This window comes from Stieleria tagensis (genome assembly GCF_024129865.1).
Lineage (GTDB): Bacteria > Planctomycetota > Planctomycetia > Pirellulales > Pirellulaceae > Stieleria > Stieleria tagensis.
Genome location: NZ_JAMYFE010000066.1, coordinates 43,536 through 60,155, shown reverse-complemented (window position 1 = coordinate 60,155; position 16,620 = coordinate 43,536). Strand labels below are relative to the sequence as shown.

At 54.5% G+C, this 16,620-nt stretch carries 12 protein-coding genes; 1 reads left to right on the top strand and 11 read right to left on the bottom strand.

All coding sequences use genetic code 11. From position 1 onward, the window contains the following. Positions 1-64: 64 nt before the first annotated feature. The 9 genes from NHH03_RS16275 to NHH03_RS16235 all read right to left on the bottom strand — a co-directional run bounded on the left by NHH03_RS16275 (position 65) and on the right by NHH03_RS16235 (position 11,622). Positions 65-991, bottom strand: coding sequence for a hypothetical protein (locus NHH03_RS16275; protein WP_253158030.1), 927 nt, complete (start codon positions 989-991; stop codon positions 65-67). Next, on the bottom strand, positions 988-2,115 hold the full coding sequence (locus NHH03_RS16270) for a hypothetical protein (protein WP_253158029.1): 1,128 nt from the start codon (positions 2,113-2,115) through the stop codon (positions 988-990). Before NHH03_RS16270 ends, NHH03_RS16275 begins: the two co-directional genes overlap by 4 nt. Beyond that, on the bottom strand, positions 2,112-3,857 hold the full coding sequence (locus NHH03_RS16265) for an ATP-binding protein (protein ID WP_253158027.1): 1,746 nt from the start codon (positions 3,855-3,857) through the stop codon (positions 2,112-2,114). The genes NHH03_RS16270 and NHH03_RS16265 overlap by 4 nt, the downstream gene beginning before the upstream one ends. Continuing rightward, the gene (locus NHH03_RS16260) at positions 3,850-5,127 is read right to left on the bottom strand and encodes an SIR2 family anti-phage-associated protein (RefSeq protein WP_253158025.1); all 1,278 of its coding nucleotides are present in this window, start codon (positions 5,125-5,127) and stop codon (positions 3,850-3,852) included. The genes NHH03_RS16265 and NHH03_RS16260 overlap by 8 nt, the downstream gene beginning before the upstream one ends. A gap of 199 nt (positions 5,128-5,326) precedes the next feature. Beyond that, entirely contained in the window at positions 5,327-6,853 is a 1,527-nt protein-coding gene (locus NHH03_RS16255) for an ABC-three component system protein (RefSeq protein ID WP_253158024.1), read from the bottom strand. Positions 6,854-7,074: 221 nt separating this feature from the next. Further along, a complete protein-coding gene (locus NHH03_RS16250) occupies positions 7,075-7,320 on the bottom strand; it encodes an ABC-three component system middle component 6 (protein ID WP_253158022.1) in 246 nt (81 codons plus the stop codon). Beyond that, entirely contained in the window at positions 7,317-8,228 is a 912-nt protein-coding gene (locus NHH03_RS16245; protein ID WP_253158020.1) for an ABC-three component system protein, read from the bottom strand. The genes NHH03_RS16250 and NHH03_RS16245 overlap by 4 nt, the downstream gene beginning before the upstream one ends. Next, positions 8,228-10,567 carry an Eco57I restriction-modification methylase domain-containing protein gene (locus NHH03_RS28205; protein ID WP_390895577.1) on the bottom strand — a complete coding sequence of 780 codons (2,340 nt, stop codon included), beginning with the start codon at positions 10,565-10,567 and terminating at the stop codon, positions 8,228-8,230. The genes NHH03_RS16245 and NHH03_RS28205 overlap by 1 nt, the downstream gene beginning before the upstream one ends. Before the next feature lie 734 nt (positions 10,568-11,301). Continuing rightward, entirely contained in the window at positions 11,302-11,622 is a 321-nt protein-coding gene (locus NHH03_RS16235) for a four helix bundle protein (RefSeq protein ID WP_253158115.1), read from the bottom strand. 529 nt (positions 11,623-12,151) lie between these two features. Between NHH03_RS16235 and NHH03_RS28395 the strand changes: the two genes are divergently transcribed. Continuing rightward, positions 12,152-12,514, top strand: a complete 363-nt coding sequence (locus NHH03_RS28395; protein ID WP_253158016.1) for a hypothetical protein — start codon at positions 12,152-12,154, stop codon at positions 12,512-12,514. 415 nt (positions 12,515-12,929) lie between these two features. On the opposite strand, the gene NHH03_RS16225 is transcribed toward NHH03_RS28395, so the two are convergent. After that, entirely contained in the window at positions 12,930-13,286 is a 357-nt protein-coding gene (locus NHH03_RS16225) for a four helix bundle protein (RefSeq protein WP_253158015.1), read from the bottom strand. 39 nt (positions 13,287-13,325) lie between these two features. Next, positions 13,326-16,589, bottom strand: coding sequence for a DISARM system SNF2-like helicase DrmD (gene drmD, locus NHH03_RS16220; protein WP_253158008.1), 3,264 nt, complete (start codon positions 16,587-16,589; stop codon positions 13,326-13,328). Positions 16,590-16,620: the final 31 nt, after the last annotated feature.

Genomic DNA, 16,620 nt, shown 5'->3' with positions numbered 1-16,620 from the left:
ACTGGCCCCCATCGAGGGCTTGGCTGTTCGGTGTGCCAAGCGACAAAGAGTGACGAAATGGGTTTCACGAGATTCCGGTTCCTTCAGAAAGCAACAATCGTTGATTGATCAACAGTAGCTCCAGTGTAAATTCTTTCGCCGACCGAGTCATCCTCGCTTCGGGCACTTGCTCGATCAGTTCCGCAAATTGATGACGCTCGATGCCGCCGAGGCGCTGAATCCAAAAGACACCGGCGGATTCGTCGATCTGCCGCCATTTTGCGAAGCAATCGTGGCTACGCAACGTTCGGCTGTCCGCGGTTGAGCCGTAGAAACCGGACTTGGCTCGTCGGGCAAAAGCTTCCAGTTGCCGCTGACGATCACCGGCATCTAAACGACGTCGGCGTTTGACGTCGGGTTCGTTGCGAGCCAGTCCCGCTCCATGATCGAACGTCGGCGCGAGCCAACTTCGGCTGCCTTCCCGAATCGCACCCCAGTTCTGATGGTGACGATCTTGGTTGGCGATCAAGGTGTCCAGCATCACATAGCCAATGAAAACATCCACCGCACTGCTGCACACACCCTCTGGACGCCAATACTCGTCGATCGGCGGAGGATCCAATGTCTCGAGAACTTTCGCAACGGCCGACACCGTATGCTGGCGAACGCCGTACTTCTTCTCGTCCTCGGCGGGATACTCCGGATCGAACTCGACCATCAATTGATTGCCCAAGACAAGCGCCCTCGGCTTCGTTGCGATATTGGGGCAAACAACGCCGGGCAGATCATTGCGAGTGTCATGCGCAAGTTCATACGGAACATGCGGTAGACCGAGCAGCTCGCAGATCCCCGCGGCGATCACTTCAGCCCAGTCCTCACCAGTCTCGCGATTGTCTGCTTTGAACAACGTTCGATGATTTCTTAATGTGAACCAGAACTTCGGTTTGGTACCGAGCTGTTCCAAATCCTCCGAAAGGCTAGCGTCGATTTGATGAATGAAGTACGACGTCATGACACCTCACCCTGCGACCGATCTTCGTGATCCACTGCAACATCGGGCAAATTAATTAGACGATCAAGCACCTGCTGCCCAAATTCATCAGGCCAACGTAGTCGCATCTCCTTTTCATCTTGTGCTGAACGACGAAAGAAACGTGATTGCTTCACTCCGGGCGGCGGAAGGAACTCACATCTCGCCGACAGTGCTAAATCTTGCCATCCGTACGCACTAAGAACCGCTCGGTCCATGGCTTCATGGAGTCCTCTGAGCTTTTGGATTTCTTCGGTGGTGTCAATCCGATCGTGAAAGCGATCCATCAGCTCAATCAGTCCCGCATCCGAATGGATCAACGTCTTGGTCCGGAAGTCGAAAAACTCCGATGCTGCCTTTTCAAGCAACTCATTTGAGCCTGCTGGCATAGGCATCGCTTGAGTTCTCGCAACCAATCGTTGCGAGACGGCATCAGACGCGAGCTGTTGCTGATGAGCATTCCAAATGTCTGACACTCGAGACAACGACACGGACAGTTCAAGCCACGAATCGCACCGATCGCGAGGCCGTGCAGCCTCCAATGCCGCCACGTTGGTCCTTTGATCGCGAAGGTCATCCAACGAAATCAATCGTGAATCTCGTTCGATGAACACTTTCAAGAAAACGCTTCCGCCGAAAGATTTTCGATCGGGTTCAAACTCTCGACTGATCCTGGTGAGTGCCTCATTGATGCTACCCACTTCAATGTCCAACGAAGCAACACGGCAACGTCCGCCGGCAAGCCCCGCCTTCTTCCCCGGAATCAACGACAGCGACACATCGGTTAAAAGCTTGATTGGCACGTAGGCGCTGGGATGCCCCGTTTTATGAGGCTTATCAAGTGCTTTCTCTTTCAGCGGACCAGGAACGCGGTTTCGATTCACCTGCGCAAGCAGTTCCGTTCCCGCGGTCAAGAAAACGACGGTTTCCCCCGCCGTCCAACGCTCGCGTTCTTCATCAATCGCCAATGCAATCGCGGGCATGAACAATTCAGCGCAAACGTTCGGCTTCAGCTCCGGCAGCTTTCCACCACCGATCAACTGCCACTGTCCGTCGATCCACTGCACGGGAATCCGAACGGTACGTTCAAATGCATCCGGGATCATGGATTCTCCCCGGCTTTGACATTCCATCTCTCAAACTGCGGGTCATTCGACTTTGGTGTTGGGTTGGCGTTGGGGATGCGAACGCGTGTCGGGAGCGGAATGGCTGAACCAAACACTAACGCTTGCTGACGTGGCAGCCCTGAGATAGCCGAAATCTCCCTTCGGTCGAGCCATTCTGTTGCTGTGCCGACAGCCTGTACGTCAGACTGCCCGGTCAAGCGAAAGCACGCCCACGTGCCGCATTGCGACAAGACAGTACTTGAAACCTCAGAAGGCCTCTGCGTGCTTATCCAAAGCGAGAGATTGAACTTTCGTCCCTCTTTGGCAAGCCGTTCGTAAGCTAACGCATCTGCCGTCGACCCGTCCTCTAGCGTCACTGACCTGAGATAGTGATGCGCCTCTTCGAGAACCAGCAACGTCGGATATGTTGCGTCTTGCCCTTTCCGAAATAAATCGTAAGCGAAGAGCTCTAGCAGTGAACCCAACACGCCAGGAAGCAAATCGTGCGTCACCAACCTTAGGTCGACAACATGAACTTTCCATGTCGATCTCGGCGAGCCGAAAAACCGTTTGACGAGGGATGTTGAATGCGATCCCCAACTCCCCCTCACCCGATCTCCACCTTCAACATTGACAACTTGAGTAAACATTGGATCGTCAATCTTGCGGCGAACACGATCAATCAGCGGGGCGACATTGGAATAGTGAAATGATTGCCGTTCCCATCGTTGCTGATTGTTCTTGCGTAGGCACTGACTGTCTGCAATTAGGCAACTCAATGCCGCCATCGGAGGCCAAATTTCCGCCCTGTCCAATTCACTTGGATTACGCAAGCTCTCGATAGTCCGTGCCGCCTCATTTTCCTTGCCAGGTCGACAGTCGTCAAAGAGACAAGCTTCTTCTTCACCAGTGAGGCAGGCACCACCGTCTGAGTGTTCGACATACGGCAGAGATTCAAGGGCGAAATTCAGTGCGGGTCGCTGTGTCCTTTCGCTCGGAAGCAAAAGGCGTGAAAGCCCCGCACGACCAAGGGCGAAATACGGTAACCGATAACCATCATTGTCTGGATCGCCACCCAGCCTTGTGATCTTAAATTCGCCTTCCTTGCAAAAAGGCCGCAACGCGCGCTCGTACTCTCCATTGATATCGAACACAACTATCCTTGCGGAATCGCAAGGCAGCATTTGTTGAAGCATCGCGGCGGTAAAGCAGCTTTTCCCTTGACCTGTTCCGCCGAGAACCGCGATATGGCGCGGCAAGAGTTGATTTAGGGTGACGTCGAGACTGCCAGATCCGCGAAGGGTTGTACCAAGTGAAATTTGTGGACTGCTGTCTTCCGGCAAACAGTGAATAGCTCGTTGCTCCATGTCCGTCAGTGGAAATGCCTCGGCACCCAACGCCGGAGAAGCCAGAGCGTCGCCATCAAATTGCAGCGCTTTAGATTTCTTACTTAGCCGACCAACACATATCGCCTTCAAATTCCTGAGCGGCTCATCCCGATCGGCCGCTGCTTCGCGAAGATGCAAGTGGACTTCTTTAGGCTCAGCGAACTGAAGGCTAAGGACACGCAACACGAGAATCGAAGAGCCGCTGCTAACACCAAAGAGGCTTCCGTTCTCAAGTAGGCCGGAAATACCTTGGCGATGCGAAGCAACGAAACCGCGATGTTCGCTGCGAAGATTTAAGATAACGGCCGGCCCGTCAATCGACACGACATATCCGAAGACTGCACGATCAAGCATTCTTACCACCCTTGATCTCACGGATCATCTTCGTGATTTCTGCAGAACGCTCATCAAAAATTGCTGGGTCGGGAAGATCGGCGACGAGCTTATCAAAAAAGGCTCGCGGTCCCCCGCCGACAATCGTAACCTGCGGAGACTTCAATGCGACAAGACGTTGCAATGAGCCGTACTCTGGTCCAACTTCCGGGCCATCTTCTCCGATGACCGCGGCCGGCGCATATACAACCAAGGAAAGCGTTGGGTTTTGCAACGCAGACAGAATGATGCGATTCAAGTGATCGTCGCAAAACGAGTAACCGTTGACGATTAGCGCTGTCTGAGGACGGTTGAGGAACTCGGTGAAACGTCGGAACAGCTCGCCGAGCACGAACCCAACGGTCTGCATGTATTTCGCAGCGCTCGGGAATACCATTTCCTGACCAAAATCGTCTTCCCCGCTGTCTCGGAATTCACGAATCTTCGGCCATAGGGTCTCGCCCGATTTCTCGACAACACAGTCGTCATCCGAAGCAATCCAAGTGAGCGAACCGTGTAGTTTTGCGAGATACACTTCGTAGCAACCAAACCTGGCTTCACCCCGTGCAAGAGTGTTGCGAAGCCCAAGATCAAAAGCATGAGGAGAGAATGTTCGGTTGTGCAAACCTCGAAACCCGTTCATTACCTCAAGCCCGACGGCTTCGGCGGCCCATTCGATGGCCAAGTCATAGTTTGGCGTGAATATCCAAGGAGCGGCCTGCCCTGGCTGCCGAGCACCACGTATCTTTTGCAATAGTTGACAGTGATCTTGAAGCTGCGGAGGGATATCGCGCACCTTGAGCGGGTCTTCCCAGTAACCCTGTTGAAGAACCGACGCCGAAACAACTGCTCGACGTAAATCTAGTTGCGCAGCAACAAGATCTTCCTTTTCGACAGCCTCGCGTCGCGTGGCATCGAGTACTGCAATTTGCAGGTCGTCCATTACCTCCTCAAGATTTGGAATCTCGTCATCTTCGACAAAACTGTGCTCTTTCAGAGTCTCAAAGGAATCATTGAACTCCGTTGTGAATTCTTCCCAGAGCGTATTGATCGTCATCCCACCCACACCAACAGATGCACCGGCACCCAGCAGAACGCCGATATGTTCAAGACGCAGTACAGCCGCTAAATGAGCACGAAGCGCTTCCTCATCTAGTTTCGAGTCTCCACGGAACGCAATGACCTCCGTTTCGGATGCACCACTGTCATCGTCTGGATCGACAGCAGGAGCGGGAGCTTTCTTTTTAACCATGCTAAGTCACTGTTGAAAACCAATAGAAACAAACTGGATTCTGAGTTCAAAACGTCAGCTGCAACAAATTCCCTTCATCCTCGCGACCGTGGAGGATGAGTCGGGTGTGGAGTTTGTCTTGGGAGCAGAAGCTGGGGGGCTTTGTTCGTGGTGACGATGCAAGGTAACGACGATAGAAATTCGCCGAAGCAGCTTTCTGTCATTTAATCCGCATCCCGAAAATCCCACCCGTTTCTGACGCGTCAGTAATCTCAACAGGGTTTCGATACTCCGTCGGATCGAATCCGTTCGCAAACTCAGCAGATTCAAGCTGGTCCGAGTTAATGCAGATGACATACTGGAACCCATGTTGCTTCGACTGCATCGCACCGATCTCGATGGCCCGGGCAACTTGTCGACTATCCATCCCATCGAACAAGTGACTGTCGTGAACCAGAAATCCTGGCCCCGCTTTTCGTTTCGACCAAAGCACCGCAAGCGTCATGTCAAAACAGAAGATTTGCATGTTGCGGATGCCCTTACTCTCTTTGCCTTCCACATTGACGGAGAACTCAGGTCCATTGTCTTTCGGTTCGATGACCAAACTTCCTTCGTGATCAGAAATCTGCTTTGAGAATTCCTCGAAAATCACGATCGACTCGTTGAGCTTGTCCGCCTTCTCGTCGAGGTCTGTCGTTAGACGTTGCTTGATCCTCGCCCGCTCAATCGTCAATTCGGTGGTCTCGGAATCGAGCTGTTTTGCCAAAGCAGCTTTCTTTTTCAGTTCTTCAACGGTCGCCTGCTGACGAGACAGTTCCTCCTGAAGTTTTGAGAACTGATCTAAGGCACCATGACTGTTTAGCGTGGTCATGATTTCCAGACGGCGATCATCCAGTCTTGCTTTCTCCGAGTCGCGGCGATCAATCGAAGCCTGCGCATCGTCGATCTCGCTTTGAAGGTGGATGCGGCGATTGCGAATGATTGCGGCATGAAATTTGCGAACATCTTGCAAGCGTTTGGTCACCAATTCCGGCAGCACGATCCCGACCTCGCGGTAAACGCTCTCCAGCAAGGAATCATCGGGCGATTGTTCCGTTTCTAGTTGGCTCGACAACGACTCCACACGCTCCAAGTCGAGCGTGTTCTCGCTCGTCAACTCAGAGATTCGGATCGCAAGCAGAGACGCTTCTTTCTCAAGTTCGTGATACTCGGGCAAAACCTGAAAGCCAGCGAGTTCATTCTTCAATCGGTTGGCTTCTTTCTCGGCAACGGCCAAACGCGTCCGCAACTCGCCAACGTTGCCGATCAAGGCACCTAGTGCACCACCTTTCGCTTCCTTCTTCAAAGTTGCGAGCGACTTTTCCTTCAAGCGAACCTGTTGCAATGCGTGCGGAATCGTCCAATCGAGTTCGAGCAAATAAGAGAGATTGGTTTGGACGTCCCAATTCTGCTGTTGAGACGATTGCTTCTGAGCCTCTTGAAAGGCACCGCTCGATTCGCGCCGGACAAAATACGATATCATGGCGCGGAAGGTTGGCCCGTAGGACTCGATGTCATCTGGCAACTCGAACATCAACGATCCCAGCACACTGCACCAGTTCGTATTGCTGATCCGATACACGCCGCTTTCTTTATGAAGCTTCGGCTCGATCGGCCAGTCACCAAACACCCCGTCAACTACGATCCGATTCTTCTCGTTACCCTCGCGTGTCGCCGACGTGCGATGACCACCCAGATCAAAAGACAAGCTGAATTGCTCATCCGCTAGCGACTCCGATCGAAAAATAGAATCGGCATCGCATTTTGATCCCAACAAGAAGTCGATGATCCGAACAAAGCTCGACTTTCCTGAACCGTTTCGTGTCTGCCGGCTTGTCGCTCCCTTACTCTTCTCAGCAACGATTAAGTTCAGCCCCGATTTCAAACGAACGGATTTGAAAGTATCCAACGTGCTTGTGACTTGATGAATCATTCCGCTACCCCACGCCGACGTAGCCGATGATCGGATTGCTCAACCGCATCAATCGCGTAAAGCATCGAGATAGCCAACGTGAACCAATCAAACGTCAGACGCAGGTTCCGCTGTTCATTTAGTTCCTGAAAATCCAGCCAGAGCTTCGACACCGACTTTGGTTCATCCAGCAAACCAACAATGTCTGCACCAATCGCAATCAGCGATCGTTCTGTCGGCAGGTGTTTTGTTGGAAGGATCATGTGGATTCGGGTGCGTTTTCAAATATGTCACAGGTGTGGAAAAAGTGGGACAGCACTGCAGTGACGGCCGCGTGCTGGACTGGTGTCGTGAAGTGATTACCGCCAGCGAAATGCCAAAGTGTCGCGAATGTGTCATCGGGCTGCATCCCGCCCTCGCTGCATGAGGCGTATTTCTGGCGGAATCCCTCGGCGATTGCCTCACCAGTCCGCAAATCCGTCATCCCTTCCAGGTATCGTGCCACCAAAGCGTGCTTGGAACGTCCGCCACGAAGCAAATTCTGACAGGTTTCACTTAGTTCATTGTATTGCAGCTTATCCGGGTCTGGGATTGTCAGTTCTCCGACAGCCGGCGGCTCCGCTTGAACCGACACCAAGTGTTCGATCACGTCTCTAACAGCAGGCATTTCCAGCTTCTCTAGCATTTCCGAAGTCGGTGCTAGTCCGAGTAAGTCCTGAATCTCGTCTTCCGACAGTGTCTCCATCAACGTCCAGAGACTTTCAAACGTCCAGATTTCAATCGTCACGCCGGGCTTACCTTGTTGAAGGTGCAGCATCAAGGTTCCCACTCCCTTGGTAAGTCCTTCATCATTGTGAACAAAAATGAATTTCTTTAGTTGGACATTTCGCTCCTTCAGCGTCTGGTCCGCGCTCGTCAGATCGCTTGCGATCTTTTTCTCCAGCTCAGATTGCGTCGCCCTCCGAGGAGCGAAGACAGCAACCACAGCCGCTTCGCTCACAATGATCCCGTCCAAGCCACCGTCGCCCTGAGTCAGGCGGATATTCTCGTAGTCGCCTATGAGCGCTTTCTTGAACAATTGTCCAACCCAGTCCTGAAACACCTGCCGCTTCTTTTCTCGATAGTCATCGCGGGCCATCAGACGAAGGTAGCTTCTTTGAAACCGATCCATCAAAACAGCTCCGTTTGCGAAGAGTCATCTTCGGTTTGGCGAGTGACACGTTTGGTCACCGGCGTTGGCTTTTCTTCGCTCTTCTTTGACTTCGCTAGCAGCAATTCTTCTTTGTGTCGTTGTTCGTTGAGTTCGAGAAGTCGGGCGAGGACTTCGTCGCGGAATTCGTCGGGCCAGCGGAGACGCCAGGGCTTTTTCTTTTTGGACTTTTTCGCACCCGGAGCGTCGTTCTCTTCCTCTTCGTAGTCCAGCAGGAACTCACAGCGAGCCGTCTCGGCCAAGTCGTCCCACCCGTGAGCCCGCAACACCGCCCGATCCATCGCGTCGTGAAGCTCGCGGAGTTTCAGAATGCCGGCGTCACGCTCATCCCGGTTATGAAAACGATTGAAGATGTCGGTTAATCCTTCATTCAAATTCACCTTTGTCCGATCTCGGTGATCAAGAAACACGCTCGCTGCTTCCTCCAAACTTTGATTCTCTCGCCACGAGACTGGAAACGGGAACGTTACTAAGCACTCGGATGGGGTGTAACGTGCGTCGTCTTTGAAGCTTGAAGAGAAGAAGCTCGCCCATTCAAGATGGCATCGACTTTGTAACACACCCAAAAGGCTGATCGAATCGTCGGGAAAGACAATTAGTGACTGCGACAACAGCCAATTTGGATCTACGAAAACAAATGCTTGTGTTTCGCTAGTCTTTGCGATCGCAATAACCCGATCAAGCCTTCGGGCCACTTCAAACAACTGGCTTGCCGGATGGCTATATTCCCAGTACTTGCTTGCAGCGGCCGCGCCACTCGACTTTGCCTGCGACTTAGTTCTTTCTTTCGCAACTGTTTCTCGCAGCACTTCCATGAATAGCGGATATGAAGACGCAGCTTCAAAGCTCATTTCGCCAAAGTCGATGGCGATTTTGCTTGTGTCAACCGCAGCCTCGCCATAGATGTCGGACGTATTGACAATCGGTCGACATACGTCTGCATATTTTGAATCAGAATCCAAAATGCGAGAAAGATCTTCCCGTGTATTCGGAGGTTGCTTTCCATCTGCAAAAACGAAGCCGCTTCCACGAAGGACTGCTCCTTGAAGACAATAAACCCCTTCGCTTCTTAGCGGTTGTGGGTCGGTCTCCGGGCCGACGGAAAATAGAAAGCTGGTTATTCTCTCCACAGCACGTCCGTCGACCAATTTGCCTGCTATTTCGAGCCGTTTAGCGATATGAACAATACTTACAACGACAGCAGCAACTCCTGGCCAACGAAGGCGTCGAGTGACATTGAAAATACTTCCACCTGACTTACAGATTGCCCCAAGACCAGACGCTCTTGTTGCACCCTGTCGAATTGTGTTCGTGCCAATCAAGCCGAGCGTGCCACCAACGCGAATGTTCGTGAACGTTTGCCGAAAGAAAAAGGCGACAAGATCACATTTGCCACCCGAACCCTGATGCTGTTCGCGGAGATAATCGGTGTAAAAGTCTCGATGGCATGAGGCCAGCGTGATGTGTCCCGCAAATGGCGGATTTCCAACAAACGCATCGAAGCCACCATTCTCACGCGAGAATACTTCAGGGAACTCGATTTCCCAGTGAAACGCGGGGATCGGATGTTCGCCTTCTTGCAGCGACGTCGCGGCGGCCTCGAGTGACTTGCGTAGCTCGTGGTCGAGCTTGCCCTCTTTGAGCTTTTCCAGGTACGCGCTGGCGATCCCGAACAACTGGTCGACGCGGTCTTCTCGCTCTTTCTTTTTCTTGCCGGCGAAGAAGGCACTGACGCAGGCATCGCCGAGCAAGCGGATGCCGCTGAGGGCTTCTTCGGCCAGCGCCATCTTTTGCTCCTGGTCGCGGTAGGCGACGTCCTCTCGCGCGTTGAGAATTTTGGCGCGGGCTTCGGTCGCTCGGTCCAGCCGACGTTGGATCAAGTCTTCGCCAAACTTCTTCTGCTTCTTGGGTTCCCAGTGGAAGCCGATGATCTGTTCTCGCGACAATCCGACCAGCGAATCGCCGTGACGCAGCGCATGATCCAAAAACGTAAACGCGTGATCCCGCGCCAACGTGACCAGCCACAAAGCGAGCTTGGCCAAGTCGACGGCCATGAAGTTCTTGTCGACGCCGTACAAACAACGCTGCGCCACCAACCGCCGCGCGTACAGCACTTCGTCTTCATCGGGCGGGATTACGGGTGGATAGTGGTGAGTGGAGTGTGGTGAGTTTTGGACTGAGTTTTCGTCACCCTCCACTCGCCCCTCACCGCTCTCCACCCCGCCATGGGCGTACCACGCTTTGATCAATTCATCGCCCAATTGGCGACAGGTTTCGACCAAGAACGCACCGCTGCCCATCGCGGGGTCGCAGACCTTCAAATCCAGAATTTGCGACGGATGCGGCGTGCCAATCTCGCGTGCCCGCCGCGCATGCTCGACGGCTTTCTGCGACAACCGAACACGGGCATCGAGTTCGCCCTGGGTGTAGCGTTTCTTGTCTTCTTTGCTTGGCGAGTAGACCGCTGGTGCGGGTGCCTCGGGATCGCACAACTGTTTCAAGATCGGCTCCAGCGTCGTGCGGACGATCGGTTCGGTCAGTGATCGCGGGGTGTAGTGCGATCCGCTGCGGCGTCGTTCGTCGGATGGTTGCAACACGATCGCGCCGGCCGGGACAACGCGCGGTGTGACTTTCTTGGCGATCTTCTTGTCGAGGGCGGTCAGTAATTCTTCGAGGTTGGTTGCGGCCTTCAGAAGTTTGGCATCGGCGGTGCCGACTTTCTGGTCCGCGTACTCTTTGAGCCACTTGGCTCGGTCTTTGCCCGGCGTCTCGAGTAGCTCGTCGAGGTTAATGGTCGCCGGGGCACCGTGCGACTTGACGGGCCTGATCGCAATCGACTTGCCGGCCGCGACCTGCAAGTTGAATCCCATCACGGTTTCATAAACGCTGCCGATTTGTTCGACGTCGAGCGTTCGGTAGCTGAGCCGTTCGCCGTCGAGGATGAGTAGGTTCTTCAAGACCCGGAAAACGACGCCGTCGGAAACACGCGGAACTTGGGGTGGAGTGTGGTGAGTGGTGTGTGGAGGGTGAAAGCCTACAGCCTTTTCTCTAACGATTTGCGAAGTCCTGCCAGCATTCGGCTGATTTGGTCGCTCAGCGAAAGGAGCTTCTTCAGTTCCGTCTCCGGTAGCAGCTCGACTCTTTGGCAAAGCATTAGATGCGTCTCCACTTCCATCAGCGAGCCCCTGGCGATCCCCAGGAAATTCAGAAACTCCTTCGTCCCTTGACGCCCTTGCCCCTCGGCGATGTTGGCTGGAATCGAGGCTGCTGCCCTGCGAATCTGGCTGGTCATCCCGAAGAGCTCGTCCTTCGGGAAGCTCTTCGTCACCCGGTAACACTCCACCGACAGGTCCATCGCTTTTTGCCAAACTTCGAGATCGCGATAACTCTGAATCATCATTCTGCTCCGACTGATTAGTTCGACCCACACGCCACTCACCACTCGCCACCCGCCCCTCCAAGAAAGGGTACCTTTCTGGATCGAACAGGTAGCCTTTGCGGGCTGGAAGTTTGAATTCGCTGTGCTGGCCGCCTTCATAAACCAGACGAAAAAGCGTTACGAGTTGACTCCAGGCACCGAATCGCTGATCCATCGTGTCCGGAAACCGCCCGTCGTCCTCTCGCAGTCGATCGAATAGACCGGTGACGCTGTAGTGGTTGCTGTAGACCGGATCGCTGGAAAGCAAGTCACGGTCTTCGGCGTACAGGATGAACACCAACCGCATCAGTACGGTCAGCAGCCCGGAATAGACTTGGTTGGGATCGCGGGCGAGCACGCCGGAGAGTAATTCACCGCCGCGAACGTCGTTGGCAGCTTGGAATCCTCGCATCAATTCGTAGAGCGCCGCCAGGACTTGCTCGGCCAATTCCGTCGAGACTGTGTTTTGGTACTTGCGACTGTTGGCCAGGATCGCGGGCAAACGCTGGTTGTCGCCCATCGAGAACATGCGTTCGGCGGACAGCAGCATGTGCAGGGCAGCGAACATCGGCCGGCCGGCGACTTGCGACATTTCGTCGACATTGAACGTCGCGTAGCCGCTGGTTTCCCCACGCGGCGAATAGACCAGTCGCAGGGAGCGGCCGTTGGACAGCAAGCCGATCGGCACTTCGGTCTCGCGCAGCAACCGCTCGAATTTGGCCTGCGGCGACGCGTTCCAATGGCGACTGCTATCGGCTTCACCAGCATAATCAAGGTCGGTACCGGTCGACAGTTCTTGGATCAACAGGAGGTAGTGATTAGTGGGTAGTGATTGGTGATTAGCGGGTGGTTCTTGGTTGTTCGTTTGAGGGGCGAATTCCGCGACGACGTGGGTGGGTCGCAGGGTTTCGTTGTACTGGGGCAGGACGACTTCCAAGCTGGTGTGCTCAGTGGGGAGTGGTCCTCGTTGGGGAAGCGTGATCAGGTCTTCGGGTTCCCAGCCGAGCACGGCTTGGACAAATTCGCGGAGGTCACGAATCTCCGGTGTGATGTTCCCTGCGTCGTCAGTCGGCAGACATTCCAAGAACCGGGTATGTTCGCCCATGATGTTCTTGTTGACGTAACACTGGGCCTCCAGCATCGCCGGAATGGAAACGACAAGGCCAATGGGCTGGACGTATCCGATCCATTCAATGTGAGCGAATTCTTCGGGTGTTTTGGCCATAGTGATTGGTGGGTAGTGATTAGTGATTAGTTCTCAGCGACTGCGACAAGCCGGTGAGTATTCGTCCCACTTCTTCCGCCATTTCGATGGTTTGCTTGGGTGCGGAAAGAAAACCAAGTTGCTCCGCAATTAAAATTTGTGTTGTTAACTCTGCGACCGATCCGCGTGCAATTCCAATGAACTGTTTGAATTCACCAGTAGTGTTTCTCGCCTGCCCTTCTGCGATGTTGCTACGAATTGACACCGCGCACCGTCGCATTTGCGACGTGAGCCCGAACCGTTCGTCGCCGGGAAAGCCTTTCGTGATCGAGTAAATGTGCGTCACCAACGCCATGGCTTTCTGCCACGCGATCAGTTCCCGATAGTGTCTTGCCATGTTCCCTCCTTCTAATCACTAATCACCAACAACTAATCACTAACCCGTCACTGGCCAGAGGTAAACGAGACCAACCGGTTCGATCCGCTTGGCTTGGACGTCGTAGATGCTCGCGATGCGATCAGGCTCGGTCTTGAGTTCGTCACGCAATTCTTCCAGGCGTTTGGCCCAGTAGCGTTTGTTCGCGTCGAGCTGCAGTAGTTCGTCGTCGATTTCACCGAAGTCGAATCGCATTTGATTCGGATCGAGCTTGGAGATTCGCTTGATTGTGTCCGAGATATGTTTGCGTTGCGTTTCCAAAATCTCACGCATTGCCTTTGCTTCCGCGGTCCCTCGGGCGGCAAGCTTTCTTTCCGCATCAGCGGCGTATTCTTCGCCGCGGGTTTCTAGATGCGGTAGTAATTCGTGAATGTCGCCGGCGGCGGACTGTTGAAGTTGCTCGACGACTTCGGGTGTCAGTTTGATCCCGCCTGCACCTAGCAGCGAATCGTCCAGCAGGCCTATCGTTTTTGCCTCTGCGTCTTTGGCGTACGGCGAAAGCGGCCCTTTGCGAATGGCTGGGTCGGACCAGCGTGCGGTGACGGGAATTAGCTCTTCGTGCAACCTCGCGGCCCCTTCACCGTAAAGGGCCAGCCGACCGAGTAACACAACGCGGGGAATCGAGTCGGTGGCCTGCGCGAAACAAGCGCGGGACAGATCGTGATGGACGAACCCTTGAGCGGTGAACCGGCCGAGCAGCCGTTGGACGACGCGTTGTTCAAGATGCAAATGAACGAGATCGTCGCCGACGACGCCGGGGTCTTCAAAGACGACCGGCCGGATGGGCGAGGATCGTCGCCACTCCCACAGTTTCTGATCTCGCTTTCGAGGAACCCGCAACGTGTCCATCGTTTCGGCCCAGGTTGGGTCGGCACCGGAACGTTCGTCGATGGCGGGAAAGGTGAAGCAGGTGGCACCGTTGTCGTCTTTGGTTTCGTCGAGCGTCTCGGTGCCAAGCAACGCGAGCGAGCACGAAATGGCGGACTGAAAGTGTTCGTCGCTCAGCCCGATGCTCTTGCGGGACTTTTCGAGTAGCGTTCGCAGTCGGTCGATCTGTTCGCGAAGCTCGGTTTGCCGCATCCGAGACGATTCGAGTTCGTCTTCGATCGCGGCTCTGCGATTGTCTTCGATGTCGGTCGAGTCAATCTCGGCTTCCATGTCGTCGATCGAACCGTGACGAATACCCAGGCTCATCGACTTGGTGAGCTTGGCGTCGATGACTTGCGACAGACTGCCGAGTTCTTTTCGGATCGTTTCGGTCTTGCGGACCAGCACTTGCAAAATGCGGTCTTCCGGACGTTGCTTGTAAACGAAGTAGTGGCAGTAGACTTCGTCTTTGGCTTGCAGCTTGCGGTCGATTCGCCCGTTGCGTTGCTCCATGCGGCTCGGGTTCCAAGGCACGTCGAAGTGAAACAGGTTGCTGCAGTGTGCTTGCAGGTTCAGGCCTTCACGAGCGGCATCGGTCGCGATCAGGATTCGCACCGGATGTTTCTTGGGGTCGGTGTTAAATGCCTGCTTGATCTCCTCCCGTTTGGGCGGCGGCGTGGGGCCGTGAAAGATATTGATTCGTGCGTCGGCTCGGTCGCTGCCGGCGATGGCGGCTTCCAGACGGCTGACCAGATATCGTTTGGTGTCGTCGTACTCGGTGAAGATCAGCACGCGGGTGTCATTCCACTGGGCACCCTTCTTGCCCAGATCTGGACACATGTTGTCGCGAATCCACTCGATCAGCTTTTCGGTGCGGGCATCGGTCTTACCACGTGCTTGTTCGGCGACGTCAGTCATCTGTTCGAGCAATTGTTGCTCGCGAGCGAAGAGCCCCCTGGAGCCCTCGTCGTCGGTCGGCCCCATCGTGCTGGCCGATACCGCTTCCACTTGTGAGGCGACTTCGCGCGACATTTCTTCTTCGGAAAGCGATGCACGCTCGTCATCGCTGTCGACGCTACCGGATAAGAGGTCGGCGTGACGCGGTGCTTCCGCTTCGGTGATCGCCTCGGCCTGCATCTTTTCCCACTGACGCTTGACGGTCTTGCGGTGGACTTTTAGCGTCTTGGCGAAAGCCTCGATGGATGAAAGCAACCGTTGCTGCAGTCCGGTGATGAGCAAACCCGAAGCGGCCTGCTTCCGTTTGGTTTCACTGCTGAGACGCTCTTCTCGTGTTTGTCGATATTCATTCAGCAATCGAGAAAGCTTCAGTTCCGGTGCTTCTTCGGACAGCCCGTCGATCGTCACCTGAACGACGCGGCGTTTTGGGAAACCGCCCTGAATCTCGCGGATGTCTTCTTTGATTCGGCGAACGATCGTTTCGTCGCGATGCTTGGCGGATACGGGAACTCCGCGACAGAAGCGTTGGGGATCTAGGATTTCAAGTAGTGCCGAGAAACTGTTGGAGTGCCCGTTGTGCGGCGTGGCCGACAAGAATAGCCGATGCTCGAACCTCGGAGCCAAGTCGCGGACCGACCGAGTGATTTGCGAGTCGATCGCGTATTTTTGGCCGCTTGAAGGGGCCGCATGATGGGCTTCGTCGAGGATGAACAACGAGCCGCTGCGGAAGGTGCCGAGATGATCGCGAAGTGGGCCAGCGTAGGCCTCGTCAATGAGCAACCGATGCGAGATCAAAAACCGAGTGTGGGTGCTCCAAGGGTTGACGCTGAAGCCACGCTCGCGGCGAACACGCTTCATGTATTCCTTGTCGAGAATCTCGAAGGTAAGGCCGAACCGTGATTCAAGTTCTTCTTTCCATTGCAGCAACATCGACGGCGGACAGGAAACGAAGATCTCGCGGACCTTCTTCCGCAGTAAAAGCTCTCGGGCGATGAGTCCCGCTTCGATTGTTTTCCCCAGACCTACATCGTCAGCGATGAACAAGTTGACGCGAGGCAGCAACAACGCCTTTCGCAGAGGTTCCAGCTGATAGGCGTCGAGTCGGATGCCTGCACGGAACGGTGATTGGAAGAGTTTCGGATCGGTCGATGTGACGCAGTTCCACTTGAGCGTGTTCAAGTAGGCGGCAAACACCTTGGATTCATCAAACCCCTTCGCGGCAATCGACTCCCAGGCTTCACTCGTCAACACTTGCGGATCGAGTTCTTTTTCCCAGAGAACTTCAAGAGGCGCACCTTGGTTGTCGTCATCGATGCAGGACAGCTTCACGAGCGTGCTGTCTGCGACACGTTTCGGCTTGACGATCTGCTCGACCAAGTAGGTCCGTTGCCGAATCCGAGCGATCTGTCCCACCGCCAAATTTTCTGATTGCTGACCCATCCGCCCGCCATTTCCAGATCACAAAATGCAT

Coding starts and splice junctions, on each gene's coding strand:
- NHH03_RS16275 (WP_253158030.1), bottom strand. CDS start 991: ATGACGTCGTACTTCATTCATCAAATCGACGCTAGCCTTTCGGAGGAT.
- NHH03_RS16270 (WP_253158029.1), bottom strand. CDS start 2,115: ATGATCCCGGATGCATTTGAACGTACCGTTCGGATTCCCGTGCAGTGG.
- NHH03_RS16265 (WP_253158027.1), bottom strand. CDS start 3,857: ATGCTTGATCGTGCAGTCTTCGGATATGTCGTGTCGATTGACGGGCCG.
- NHH03_RS16260 (WP_253158025.1), bottom strand. CDS start 5,127: ATGGTTAAAAAGAAAGCTCCCGCTCCTGCTGTCGATCCAGACGATGAC.
- NHH03_RS16250 (WP_253158022.1), bottom strand. CDS start 7,320: ATGATCCTTCCAACAAAACACCTGCCGACAGAACGATCGCTGATTGCG.
- NHH03_RS16245 (WP_253158020.1), bottom strand. CDS start 8,228: ATGGATCGGTTTCAAAGAAGCTACCTTCGTCTGATGGCCCGCGATGAC.
- NHH03_RS28205 (WP_390895577.1), bottom strand. CDS start 10,567: ATGGGCAGCGGTGCGTTCTTGGTCGAAACCTGTCGCCAATTGGGCGAT.
- NHH03_RS16235 (WP_253158115.1), bottom strand. CDS start 11,622: ATGGACCTGTCGGTGGAGTGTTACCGGGTGACGAAGAGCTTCCCGAAG.
- NHH03_RS16225 (WP_253158015.1), bottom strand. CDS start 13,286: ATGGCAAGACACTATCGGGAACTGATCGCGTGGCAGAAAGCCATGGCG.
- drmD (WP_253158008.1), bottom strand. CDS start 16,589: ATGGGTCAGCAATCAGAAAATTTGGCGGTGGGACAGATCGCTCGGATT.